Here is a 12,645-nt window from a genome sequence, read left to right as displayed (position 1 = left end):
ATATTAATGTTTGCTGTTCGCAGTAGCCAATTCATATTCCTCTGGCGTTTGTTCATGATCAATACCTTCGTTAAAAGGCGATTTATTACTGATGCGCTCCTGTAAAGACTGGAATATGATAAACAGGGCCGGAATTACGAAAACTCCAAATATTGTTCCGATCAACATACCACCTACAGCTCCGGTACCAATTGAGGTATTACCCGCTGCACCAACACCAGATGACAACATTAAAGGTAATAAACCAAGGATAAAGGCGAACGAGGTCATCAAAATCGGGCGTAAACGTGCTGTTGCACCATCAATTGCTGCATTGGCTATGCTCATACCTTTTCTTCTCCTGTCTACCGCATATTCTACGATCAAAATGGCATTTTTGGCGAGTAGTCCCACAAGCATGATCAGGGTAATCTGCGTATAAATGTTATTATCTACCCCGAAAATTTTGTCAAATACAAATACACCCGCTAAACCAACTGGTAAAGAGAATAATACCGCTAATGGTAAAATATAACTTTCGTATTGTGCAGCGAGTAAGAAATAAACAAAGATTACGCAAAGTAAGAAGATGAAGACCGTTTGACTTCCGCCAGCCATCTCCTCACGTGATAAGCCAGAAAATTCATAGCCGTAGCCTGCCGGGAGATTTTTAGCAGCCTCTTCCTGAACAGCCTTTAAAGCATCCCCCGAACTATAGCCCGGATTTGGATTACCTGTTACCGCAATTGAAGTAAACAAATTGAAACGCGAAATGGCCTGTGGTCCATATACTTTCGTTAACGTAATAAACTCTGATACCGGTGCCATTTGGCCAGCCGAATTTCTAACAAAAATACGGGTCAACGTTTGCTCGTTTGCACGATACTGGGCATCTGCCTGGTACATTACCCTGAACTGTTTACCGAATTTATTAAAGTTTGATGCATAAACACCACCATAATAGCCCTGCATTACACCCAATACATCACTAACCGTTAAACCAGCCTGTTTAACCTTTGCCACATTTACATCAATCTGATATTGTGGGAAATTTGGGTTAAAAGAGGTAGATGCATATTGGATTTCAGGACGTTTACTCAAAGCAGCTAAAAATCCATTTCCAACTTCGTTAAATTTTTTGATATCTCCGCCGGTTTTATCCTGTAACTGGAACTCAAAACCGCCACTGGTACCAAAACCCTGGATAGTTGGCGGAGCGAAGAAAATAATTTTAGCACCTTTAATGCCTGCTGTTTTTGCAAACAACTCGCCAATTATGGCTTTTACATCGCGGCCTTTACGTTCATCCCAAGGGGTTAAACGCGAAATTACCATACCATACGAACTGCCCGAACCACTGATCATACTACGGCCCACAATCCTTAACGTGTTTTGAATTTCAGGGATTTTGTGCGCAATACTGTCAATCTTGGTAATTATAATACTCGTTTCCTCTTGTGAAGTTCCCGCTGGTAATGAGATATCACTCATGATGGTTCCCAAATCCTCATTTGGCACGAAACCTTTCGGTGTGGTGTTCATTGTCCAAACCAATACGACTGCAAAGAATGCAATAGCCAATCCAACGATCCATTTTTTTCTGGAAAGAAAGCTTACTGATTTTTTATATTTTCCAGTTACGGCATCGAATGAAGTATTAAAAGCATCGTAAAAACGGTTTAAAAAGTTTTTAGATTTTTTGTGTTCTTCTTGGTGCGGCTTTAAGAATAAAGCACATAATGCCGGACTTAAAGTTAAGGCGTTAATGGCCGATAAAATGATCGAAATGGCTAGTGTTAAACCAAACTGCTTGTAAAATACACCAGATGATCCGGAGATAAAACTCACCGGGATAAATACGGCAGCCATTACCAAAGTGATCGAAATAATTGCTCCACTAATGTCATCCATGGCATCAATTGTCGCTTTTTTGGCATCGGTATAACCTTCATCCAGCTTGGCGTGTACAGCCTCTACTACCACAATCGCATCATCCACCACAATACCAATGGCAAGCACGAGGGCAAATAAAGTTAGTAAGTTGATGGTAAATCCAAATAAACTCAGGAAAAAGAATGTTCCGATAATCGCTACCGGTACACTAATCGCCGGAATTAAAGTTGAACGGAAATCTTGTAAGAAGATAAATACCACTAAGAATACCAAAATAAATGCTTCAATTAAGGTGTGAAGCACTTTTTCAATCGATGCATCCAAAAAGTCGTTTACGTTAACCAAAGTTGAGTAATGCACCCCTTTTGGAAAAGATTTTTGAGCTTCATCAAGGGTTTTGATGGAATTTTCGATTACCTCTTTTGCATTTGAACCTGCCGTTTGGTTGATGGCGATACCCAAAGCCTGTTTTCCGTTAAATTTAACCGAACTGGCATAACTTTGTGCACCTAATTCGATCCTTGCAATATCTTTTAAACGGAGAATCTGGCCATTATCGGTAGTCCTGATAATAATGTTGCCAAATTGGGCCTCATCTTTTAACCTACCGGTGTATTTTATGGTATATTGAAATGCCTGATCACCAAGCTCTCCAAACTGGCCTGGGGCGGCCTCCACATTCTGATCAGCAAGGGCTACGCTAATGTCATTCGGTACCAGACCGTAAGTAGCCATTACATCAGGTTTTAACCAGATACGCATGGTGTAATCCAATGTTCCGAATGCACTCGCATCACCCACACCATTGATCCGTTTAATCTGAGGGATGATGTTGATGTTTGCATAGTTCTGTAAAAACTTCTGATCGTAAGAAGGGTCATCACTATATAAACCGAAGATCAATACGTTACTCGCCTGTCTTTTAGCTGTAATTACCCCCGATTTGGTTACCTCTGCAGGTAATAAACTGGTAGCACGGGCAACCCTGTTCTGTACGTTTACTGCTGCAAGATCGGGATTGGTACCCAGTTTAAAGTTTACTGTAATTGTAGCGGTACCATCATTGCTGGCGGTAGAAGTCATGTAGGTCATGTCTTCCACACCATTGATCTGCTCTTCCAGCGGAACAACAACGCTATTCATTACCACATCGGCATTGGCACCCTGGTAAGAAGTAGAAACCTGCACCGTTGGTGGGGCAATTTCCGGGTATTGTGAAACCGGCAACGTAGCTAAACCTAAAACACCGAGTATAACGATGATGATGGATATAACCGTTGATAAAACCGGTCTTTCTATAAATTTCTTAAACATAATTAATATTGATTACACTACAATAGTGTGATTGGCAACATGATATTGTTATTTCTTGATATCAGCATAAACTGAATCGGCATTTTTCTCTTCAGGTTTGATTTTCGTTCCATCTTTTAAGGATTGGAAACCCTCCAAAACAACCTTATCTCCAGCCTTAAGTCCTTTAGTTACGACATAGAATTTGTCTTTGGCCAAATCCATAATCTCAATTTCGGTGTTAATGACTTTAGCAGAATCGCCCAGAACATAAACGAATTTTTTGCCCTGTAAATCAATAGTCGATTTCTGAGGAATTAAAATTGCATTCTCAATGTGTTGAGGAATTCTTACAGAAGCACTTGCTCCATTTTTTAATAAAGAAGTAGGGTTGGGAAAGGTTGCTCTTAAACTTGCAGAACCTGTGCTGGTGTTAATTTGTCCGTTGATGGATTCGATTTTACCATTTTGTGCATAAACTGTTCCATCGGCAAGCACCAAACTAACCGCAGGGATGTTTTTCATCTGCTGGGCCAAAGTGTTCCCTTTATAGGTTTTAGAAAAATCTAAAAGCTGTTTCTCGTTTAAAGAGAAGTAAGCATAAACCTTTGAGGTGTTAGAAACTGTTGTTAAGGGTTGTGTACTGGTACTGCTTACCAAACTTCCATTTCTGAAAGGAATACTGCCAACTACGCCGTCAACAGGACTTTTAACAGAAGTATAACCTAAATTAACCTGCGCATTTACCAATTCGGCTTTTGCCTGTGCCAATGCTGCTTTTCTGCTTTGAAGTGTTAATTGAGCAGCATCAAGATCGTATTTGCTGATGATGTCTTTTTCTACCAAAGGCCTGGTTTTATTTACTGTTAACTGGGCAGCATTAACATCGGCTTCGGCACTACTGATGGCTGCTCTTGCTGTGCGTACCTGTTGTTCGTATTGTGGTGCATTAATGGTGAAAAGTAACTGACCTTTTTTAACCACTGCACCCTCATCTACAAAAATCTTTTCGATAAAACCGTCAACTTTTGGGCGGATGTCGATATTTTGGATACCTTCAATCGTTGCCGGATAATCAGAATCTAAAGTGGTGTTTTGTGTAGTTACGGTAAAAACCGGGTAAGTTTGTGGACCAGCTGCTGCTGCAGCTGCGGCTTTTTTAGCAGCATCGTTGTTTCCGCAGGATGCTAAGAGCATACCCATGCTCATGCTAAAAAAGAGAGTTGTTACTTTTCTCATGGACTATTTCTGTGTGTGTATAAATATGAATTTCCGGAATTAAGAGCGTCGTCAAAACTTAGGACTTCAATTTCCGCAAATAATTGTCCAAAAATAGCGCCTAACCAAAAATAAATCTGTCCAAATTCTGTCATTTAATCAATCGATTGATTTATTTCGTGTTCTAAACTGTGCCTGTCTTGCTTTAAATTGCTGTTTTTTAGAATTTTAAGTGTTGTTTTAAGCCAGAAATGAATGTGTAAATATCTTGAGACAGATGTTAAATGCTGTTAAAATTGCTTGTTATTATGCAATTTTTAAACGATTAATCCTGTTTGTTTTAACAAACAAAAGCGTTGTTAGTGTATGTTTTACACGAGATATTTGGATTACGAGTAAACTTAAGAGGTTTATAAAAAAAGACTACTCCACTTCTCCTTCAAAAACCAATTTGGCGGGTCCGCATAAAAATACGTTGGTAAATGCTTTACCATCGTAATCAAATTCTATTTTAATATCACCTCCCAAAACCTTAATATCGGTTTTAATATGACCGGTCTGGTTTTTATGTTTTGCCATAGCCATGGCCACCGCCGTTACGCCGGTGCCACATGCATAGGTTTCATCTTCAACCCCACGTTCGTAAGTACGAACAAATAAATGATCACCTTTATCTTCAACAAAGTTTACATTTATACCTTTTTCTGAATAAGTTGTATTGTAACGTATGTTCTTTCCTTCGGTAAAAACGTCAAAATCTTTTAAATCACTTTGCAGAGCAACATAATGTGGCGAACCCGTATTCAATACGTAAGCTTCGCCATCTTCGGTAATCGTATCTACATCAATCATTTGTAAATCAACCCATTCTCCATTTTCTGAAATTCTGGCATAATGCGGCCCATCTACTGCCAAAAAGTTTGTTTCGCGGTCGATAATGCCAAGCTGTTTGGCAAAGGCAACAATGCATCTGCCACCATTTCCGCACATGCTGCCCAGTTTACCATCTGCGTTAAAATAATGCATTTCAAAATCGTAATCCTTGTGCTTTGTAATGAACATTAACCCGTCGGCGCCAATGCCAAATCTTCTATGGCATAATTGTTCAACTAGTTGATTTTCAATATCTTTTAACGGACTTGTAGTGTGGTCTATTAAAATGAAATCGTTGCCTGCGCCCTGGTATTTATAAAAATTAATTTTCATGAAAGCTTCATTTTTTAATGCAATATTTGAGTTGCAAAAGGTAATAAGCGGATTGTGTTTTTTAATTTAACATTTTTTAACACAAAACTAAGTGCTGTTAGGATACAAATATCGTTTATATGGTATTAAATTTGAATAAACTTACTAAAGAAAATTTAAGCAGATAAAAACTGCTGGAGCATCCTGCTTAGATCAAAATGAAAAACGCTCCCGCAAACAACAACATTTAACAAAATGAATATTATAAGCTAAACCATTAGCTGGCAAATTAGTTTATAATAAATCATGGCTAAAAAACAACATACAGACACATGAAACCATTAAAAGCTAACAATTTTAAAGCAATACTAAACTTTTAATAGCTTCATGACCATTAACAAACAATATACAGAAACATGAAAAAAATATTAGGAATTACCGTGTTAGCTGCTTTTATAGGTGGGGCAGCAGCAATTGGAGGTTACAAATTAGTTGAGCGTAACCAAACAGGCAGTACCATTACTGAAAAACAGAATTTGTATTTCGCCAATAATCCACTAAAAGTATCATCAGCAGGTGCTACAGATTTTACACAGGCCGCAGCAGCAGTTGCGCCGGGTGTAGTTCACATTAAAACAACTTACTCGGCATCGAAAGGGCAGGGTTCTTCTTCTCCTTTTGACATGATGGAAGATTTCTTCGGCGGCGGCGGTCGTCAGATGCAACGTCAGCCAAGAGCAGCATCAGGTTCTGGTGTAATTATCAGTCAGGATGGTTATATCGTTACCAACAACCACGTGGTTGAGAATGCAGAGAAGGTTGAGGTGGTTTTAACAGATAGGCGTAAAGTAGAAGCAAAAGTAATTGGCCGCGATCCGAATACGGATTTAGCATTAATTAAAGTAAATGCAACGGGTTTGCCTGTCGTAAAAATGGGTAACTCAGATAATGTGCAGGTTGGAGAGTGGGTTTTAGCCGTTGGTTTCCCATTGGATTTAAATACTACGGTAACTGCTGGTATTGTAAGTGCAAAAAATCGTAGCATTGGTATTATTGGTCGTGAGCAACAAGGCAATGAAATTACCGAAGAGGAATACCGCGAATACCAACGTACTGGTAAAAGACCAGATCGTCCGGCAAATACCAGTATCGAATCATTTATTCAAACAGATGCGGCCATTAATCCTGGTAACAGCGGTGGCGCCCTTGTAAATGCAAATGGCGAACTGGTGGGTATCAACTCTGCAATTGCTTCACAAAGCGGTTATAATCAAGGTTATGGATTTGCAATCCCAGTTAACTTAGCCCGTAAAATTGTTGACGATTTTATGAAATATGGTTCAGTTAAACGTGGTTACATCGGCGTTAACTTTGTACCATTAAGTGGTGAGGAAAAACCTGAAGGTATTAAAACCAACGAAATCAGTGGTTTGTATGTGAATGATGTAGTTGCTGGCGGCGGTGCTGCTGCGGCGGGCATTAAATCAGGCGACGTAATTAAAAAAGTTGATGGTGTAGTAATTAACGATTCACCTGATCTTCAGGAAAGAGTTGGTCGTTTAAACCCTGGCGATAAAGTTAAATTAACTGTACTGCGTAATGGTGCCTTGAAAGACTATACAGTTACCCTTAAAGGCGAAGCCAGTGTAGGTTTAACTGCAAATAATAATGCAAGTAAAGGTGCCGAAGTAAGTAAATTGGGTGCAACTTTCGCTCCGGCTACCCAAGCGCAGAAATCGAAATATGGCATTAACAGTGGTGTGGTTGTAACATCAGTTACCACCGGAAAAGCTTTCGATAATATTGGGGTGGAAAAAGGTTTAATTATTACCAAAGTAAACGGACAACCTGTAAATTCTGTGGCCGATGTTCAAAAAGCATTGCCTTTAGGAAGAAACAATATGGTTAGTATTTCTGGTGTTGGTGAGCAAGGTTCATATAACTACAGCTTCCCTGCACAATAATTAATAGTAATAAATAGTTTAAAATGCTTCCCGGGTTTAAACCTGGGAAGCATTTTTTTTAGTCTTGATTTATAGGCTCGTGGTTAGCGTGGCAAGCATCTGCACATTCTTCGCAAGCCACAGCACATTGTCTGCAGTGTTCATGATCATGTTTGCTGCATTCAGCAGCACAAAGCCTGCAGATTTCTTCGCAAAGTAGTAGATACTGGTGGGCTATAAAGACCATGGCGTTATATTCTTTGCCACAGATTATTTGTCATCCTGAACGAAGTGAAGGATCTTGGTGTGAGATTCGATCAACGAATCATCATTTCGGGAAATCTAGCTAAATGGATCTCTCCATTTCGCTGCGCTACAGTCGAGATGACGACCATTTTATAGGAGTCAGTCAATGTTACTATAGTTCAATGGCATTTTTAAATTTACCTTATCTAGGGCTATTTGTTTATCTTTTTTGCCCACGGATGAACACAGGTTAAGGCGAAGAATTTAATATCCTGAATGTTACGTCTGTGTTCCATCGGATATAGATTCTTCACTACGTTCAAAAATGACAATTGATTTGAGTATAGTGTAAAGGTTATTTGTTAAAATATCTTAAATCTTTGTTGGTCAGCAACGTTTCTTATACGTTAACTAATATTCATCCGTTTTTCATAATCAAGATTTAGCTTCGCTACTACCGATTGATAATCAACCTTTACCGATACGCTAAATTATTTTTTTATAGTTTCATTTGAATCAGCAACAAAAACCGAATATTATGGCTTTAGCTAACATTAACCTAAGTGTAAAACAATATTTCAATTTCATGTGCAGAACGGATTTTGAAAGGCGGATATTTCATGATACTTACAAAGAATTTCAAAAAAGATCCAAAATATATAGCTTGGATCAACACCTGCATACCTTTTTTCAGATGCAGCAAGCGAATGACAAGGCTAACACGCTAAATCAAAAACTTCAGTATTCAGTTATGGACAGCATTGCAGCTTTAGAACATAAAATACCTGTTTTAAATGATATTGAAGATCATCCGGTCCTTTTCGATTGTGCCGAATTACATATTTATAATTCTGATCTGTTAAATAAAGCAGCGCATATAGTTTCGATTACCTATACAAGTCCGGATTTAATTTTACACGAAATCGTTGGTGATTTGCTAATCTTAAGCTATACTGCCAAAGCCCACGAAACATTAGTTGTAAAAATTACAGAAAACCTGATGGTTAATTATGAGCAGCACGAAAATCTTGTTTATAGTTAAATTTAAGCTTTTTGCTGTAAGGTAACTTTTGGTTCAGGATTTTCAATGTTATTCATCAATAATTAACAGTTGGGAAAAAGTAGTTCATTTTGTTGTTTATGTTTTTTTACGCAGAAAAGCGATTGGACAAGGCCTGTTTTGAACATGTTTTATGGATAAAACCGGGTGGTACATCAAAAATTAATGGATTAAATTTGGCCGCTAATAGGGCTTAAAAGGCAAATAGTCAATGTATTTAGTATATATTCTACAATAAAAAAATAAAAAATTGATTTATAGGTATTTAACTCTATCTTTGATTAAAATTAAAATACAATATAATGCAACAAGGAACAGTAAAATTTTTTAATGAAACTAAAGGTTTCGGATTTATCACTCCATCTAATGGCGATGCCGAAATTTTTGTTCATGCTTCAGGCTTAATCGATAACATTCGCGAGAATGATACCGTAAACTACGATGTAGAAGAAGGTAGAAAAGGCCTAAACGCGGTAAATGTTAAAGTAGCTTAAGAAAACTCGAACACATAAATCGTAAAAAGTCCCGATGAAAATCGGGACTTTTTTTTATGCCATTATTTTTTGAAAAGTTAAGTCTTTCTTATAACCTCAATTCAATTAATATTTATATTGACTAATTTTGAGCCCTTGAAATTAGCATGACAATCTTGCTAAACAGACCCTGAAATAAATTCAGGGTGACGCTACGAATGAAAAACCTCTGTAGTATACATTTGAAGGGATATTAATTAGCGAGCTGAAGTCTATAGTTTGATTATTACCATTAAAGCGATTTATAGTGTTTTGCCAGTCATTTATGCGCAGCTATTAGCCTGCATGGATAATCTACAATGCATTTGAGCTTTAAATCGTGACGGCCTAATTCCTTAATCGTTAAAAAACGTTAGGACATGTTGCACATACCAATACTCAGAAGCGAAACCTTAAATAATCTCCTATTCTTTCGATTAATTCCGGATATGCTTTAGAATGTTTCTAAATAAATGTTTTATCGCTGTTTTGTCATAATCGTTTATAAATTAAACTCATAATTAGATACTTTTGCAAGAAATTTAGATATAAATCCTAATCAAATGAGTGGTTTCGGAAATGCGTTTTCTTCATCAATAGGGAAGAAATTCATAATGGGTATTACAGGTTTGTTCCTGATACTTTTTTTAATTGTACACTGCGGTATTAATGCTTTAATTTTTATTAGCGACGGTGGTTTGACATTTAACGTAGGCGCACATTTTATGGCCACCAACTGGATTATCCGGGCTGGCGAGATTGTGTTATTTATTGGTTTGCTTGCACACATTTTTCAGGCTTTACGTTTAACATTGCAAAATCAGAAAGCACGTCCGGTTAAGTATGCCGTAAACGATGGTAAGGCAAACAGTAAATGGTACAGCCGTTCTATGGGCTTGCTAGGTACGCTTTTGCTGATCTTTTTGGTGGTTCACCTGAAAGATTTTTGGGTAGTTTCCCGTTTTACAGGCATCCCAACAGTTGATGCCAACGGACATGAAGATCTTTATGCGGTAATGAAAGAAAAATTTCAGGATCCGGTAAGGGTTGCCGTATATATTTTGGCTATGTTTTCTTTATGCTATCACTTATTGCATGGTTTTGCTTCTGCATTCCAAACATTAGGATGGAACCACTCAAAATATAATGGTATAATTAAAGGAGCTGGCGTTTGGTATTCGATTATTATTTCGATCCTTTTCGCAGCCATGCCGATTGCAGTTTATTTCGGTCTTATTCAATAATTTTTAGCACAAAAGATATGTCAGATATTAATTCAAATATTCCAGAAGGCGAATTAACCAGCAAATGGACAAAATATAAGTCTTCTGTGCCTTTGGTAAACCCATCGAACAAAAGAACTATTGAAGTAATCATTGTAGGTTCGGGTTTAGCAGGTGCTTCGGCAGCGGCTACTTTAGCCGAGATGGGTTACAAAGTAAAATGTTTCTGCTTCCAGGATTCACCACGTAGGGCACATTCAATCGCTGCTCAGGGTGGTATTAATGCAGCAAAAAACTATCAGAATGATGGTGATAGCGTTTATCGCCTTTTCTATGATACGATTAAAGGTGGCGATTACCGCGCCCGCGAAGCCAATGTGCATCGTTTGGCTGAGGTAAGTGCTAATATTATAGATCAATGTGTGGCACAGGGTGTGCCTTTGGCACGTGAGTATGGTGGCTTGTTAGATAACCGTTCATTCGGTGGTACACAGGTACAACGTACTTTCTATGCTGCAGGTCAAACTGGGCAGCAGTTATTATTAGGTGCATATTCTGCTTTAGAACGCCAGATTGGTATGGGTAAAGTGGAAATGTATACCCGCCACGAAATGCTTGAGGTTGTTAAAATTGATGGCAAAGCACGCGGCATTATTGCACGTAACTTAATTACAGGAGAAATCGAACGTCATTTTGGTCATGCAGTGGTATTAGGAACAGGTGGTTACGGAAACGTATTCTATCTGTCTACCAACGCGATGGGAAGTAACGTTACAGCAGCATGGAAAGCGCACAAACAAGGTGCTTATTTTGCAAACCCTTGTTATACGCAGATCCACCCAACCTGTATTCCGGTTTCTGGAGATCACCAATCTAAATTAACCCTGATGTCTGAATCGTTACGTAACGATGGACGTATCTGGGTGCCTAAAAAGAAAGATGATAACCGCAAAGCTTCAGAAATTCCTGAAGATGAAAGAGATTATTATTTAGAACGTCGTTACCCTGCTTTTGGTAACCTGGTTCCTCGTGATGTGGCTTCCCGTGCAGCTAAAGAGCGTTGTGATGCAGGTTATGGAGTAGGAGCTTCTAAATTGGCTGTATATTTAGATTTTAAAGCAAATACAGAACGCTACGGAAAAATCGAAGCTTCTAAAGCAGGTAACCACAATCCTGACAAAGAAACCTGCATGCGTTTAGGTACTGAGGTAATTAAGGCAAAATATGGTAACCTGTTCGATATGTATGCGCAGATTACCGGTGAGAACCCTTACGAAACCCCAATGCGTATCTATCCTGCTGTTCACTATACCATGGGCGGTTTATGGGTTGATTATAACCTGATGACCTCTGTACCTGGTTTATATTGTACAGGTGAGGCTAACTTCTCAGACCACGGTGCTAACCGTTTAGGGGCATCTGCTTTGATGCAGGGTTTGGCTGATGGTTATTTCGTTCTTCCTTACACTATTGGAGCTTACTTGTCGAAAGAAATTTCGGTAAAAGCAATTCCTACTGATCACCCTGCCTTTGCAGAGGCTGAAGCTAGAGCAGTAGGCATTTTAAATACACTGATAAATATTAAAGGAACTAAGTCAGTAGATCATTTCCACAAACGTTTAGGCCACATTATGTGGGAGAAATGTGGTATGGCCCGTAACGAAAAAGGTTTAAATGAAGCAATTCAGGAAATCAGAGCACTACGCGCTGAGTTTTGGAGCGATGTTCGTGTACCTGGAACAGCTGATGAGTTAAATACCGAACTCGAAAAAGCAGGTCGTGTAGCTGATTTTATCGAACTGGGCGAGTTGATGTGCATTGATGCTTTGAACCGTAACGAAAGTTGTGGTGGTCACTTCCGTGAAGAGTATCAGACAGAAGAAGGTGAAGCATTACGTGATGATGAGAACTATGCTTACGTAGCCGCCTGGGAATTTAAAGAAGGTGTAAACTTCGAACTTCACAAAGAAGAATTGAAGTTTGAAAATATTAAAGTTGCACAAAGAAGTTATAAATAGTAGCAAGATGGTAAGTATCAAGTATCAAGACTTGAATTAAATCTTGATACTTGGTTCTCATTACTTGATACTTAA

The 12,645-nt window shown here is 38.5% G+C and carries 9 protein-coding genes; 5 read left to right on the top strand and 4 right to left on the bottom strand.

Annotated features, from left to right (window positions below):
- Window positions 1-3 precede the first annotated feature (3 nt).
- From KYH19_RS18610 to dapF, 3 genes are all read right to left on the bottom strand, one after another.
- The gene (locus KYH19_RS18610; RefSeq protein ID WP_219076178.1) at window positions 4-3,186 is read right to left on the bottom strand and encodes an efflux RND transporter permease subunit; all 3,183 of its coding nucleotides are present in this window, start codon (window positions 3,184-3,186) and stop codon (window positions 4-6) included.
- Between the two features lie 48 nt (window positions 3,187-3,234).
- Window positions 3,235-4,404 carry an efflux RND transporter periplasmic adaptor subunit gene (locus KYH19_RS18605; RefSeq protein WP_255562468.1) on the bottom strand — a complete coding sequence of 390 codons (1,170 nt, stop codon included), beginning with the start codon at window positions 4,402-4,404 and terminating at the stop codon, window positions 3,235-3,237.
- Between the two features lie 402 nt (window positions 4,405-4,806).
- A complete protein-coding gene (gene dapF, locus KYH19_RS18600; RefSeq protein WP_219076177.1) occupies window positions 4,807-5,589 on the bottom strand; it encodes a diaminopimelate epimerase in 783 nt (260 codons plus the stop codon).
- Window positions 5,590-5,984: 395 nt separating this feature from the next.
- Here dapF and KYH19_RS18595 point away from each other — a divergent pair, with 395 nt between their 5' ends.
- Entirely contained in the window at window positions 5,985-7,532 is a 1,548-nt protein-coding gene (locus KYH19_RS18595; protein ID WP_219076176.1) for a trypsin-like peptidase domain-containing protein, read from the top strand.
- A gap of 58 nt (window positions 7,533-7,590) precedes the next feature.
- Here KYH19_RS18595 and KYH19_RS18590 read toward each other — a convergent pair whose 3' ends face one another.
- Window positions 7,591-7,758, bottom strand: coding sequence for a four-helix bundle copper-binding protein (locus KYH19_RS18590; protein WP_255562466.1), 168 nt, complete (start codon window positions 7,756-7,758; stop codon window positions 7,591-7,593).
- Between the two features lie 537 nt (window positions 7,759-8,295).
- On the opposite strand from KYH19_RS18590, the gene KYH19_RS18585 reads away from it, so the two are divergent.
- The 4 genes from KYH19_RS18585 to KYH19_RS18570 all read left to right on the top strand — a co-directional run bounded on the left by KYH19_RS18585 (window position 8,296) and on the right by KYH19_RS18570 (window position 12,570).
- Window positions 8,296-8,799, top strand: a complete 504-nt coding sequence (locus KYH19_RS18585; RefSeq protein ID WP_219076175.1) for a hypothetical protein — start codon at window positions 8,296-8,298, stop codon at window positions 8,797-8,799.
- Between the two features lie 320 nt (window positions 8,800-9,119).
- Window positions 9,120-9,311: a cold-shock protein gene (locus tag KYH19_RS18580; protein ID WP_010599638.1), complete on the top strand. Its 192-nt coding sequence runs from the start codon at window positions 9,120-9,122 to the stop codon at window positions 9,309-9,311.
- A gap of 581 nt (window positions 9,312-9,892) precedes the next feature.
- On the top strand, window positions 9,893-10,573 hold the full coding sequence (locus tag KYH19_RS18575; protein WP_025143313.1) for a succinate dehydrogenase cytochrome b subunit: 681 nt from the start codon (window positions 9,893-9,895) through the stop codon (window positions 10,571-10,573).
- Between the two features lie 17 nt (window positions 10,574-10,590).
- Window positions 10,591-12,570: a fumarate reductase/succinate dehydrogenase flavoprotein subunit gene (locus KYH19_RS18570; protein ID WP_219076174.1), complete on the top strand. Its 1,980-nt coding sequence runs from the start codon at window positions 10,591-10,593 to the stop codon at window positions 12,568-12,570.
- Window positions 12,571-12,645: the final 75 nt, after the last annotated feature.

Source organism: Pedobacter sp. D749 (assembly GCF_019317285.1).
Classification (GTDB): domain Bacteria; phylum Bacteroidota; class Bacteroidia; order Sphingobacteriales; family Sphingobacteriaceae; genus Pedobacter.
Note: the sequence above shows the minus strand (reverse complement) of the source record. Positions and strands in the feature narration are given on the sequence as shown.

Excerpts from the sequence above, each read along its gene's own strand:
- KYH19_RS18585 (WP_219076175.1), top strand. The coding sequence starts at position 8,296 with ATGGCTTTAGCTAACATTAACCTAAGTGTAAAACAATATTTCAATTTC.
- KYH19_RS18575 (WP_025143313.1), top strand. The coding sequence starts at position 9,893 with ATGAGTGGTTTCGGAAATGCGTTTTCTTCATCAATAGGGAAGAAATTC.
- KYH19_RS18580 (WP_010599638.1), top strand. The coding sequence starts at position 9,120 with ATGCAACAAGGAACAGTAAAATTTTTTAATGAAACTAAAGGTTTCGGA.
- KYH19_RS18570 (WP_219076174.1), top strand. The coding sequence starts at position 10,591 with ATGTCAGATATTAATTCAAATATTCCAGAAGGCGAATTAACCAGCAAA.
- dapF (WP_219076177.1), bottom strand. The coding sequence starts at position 5,589 with ATGAAAATTAATTTTTATAAATACCAGGGCGCAGGCAACGATTTCATT.
- KYH19_RS18605 (WP_255562468.1), bottom strand. The coding sequence starts at position 4,404 with ATGAGAAAAGTAACAACTCTCTTTTTTAGCATGAGCATGGGTATGCTC.
- KYH19_RS18595 (WP_219076176.1), top strand. The coding sequence starts at position 5,985 with ATGAAAAAAATATTAGGAATTACCGTGTTAGCTGCTTTTATAGGTGGG.
- KYH19_RS18610 (WP_219076178.1), bottom strand. The coding sequence starts at position 3,186 with ATGTTTAAGAAATTTATAGAAAGACCGGTTTTATCAACGGTTATATCC.
- KYH19_RS18590 (WP_255562466.1), bottom strand. The coding sequence starts at position 7,758 with ATGGTCTTTATAGCCCACCAGTATCTACTACTTTGCGAAGAAATCTGC.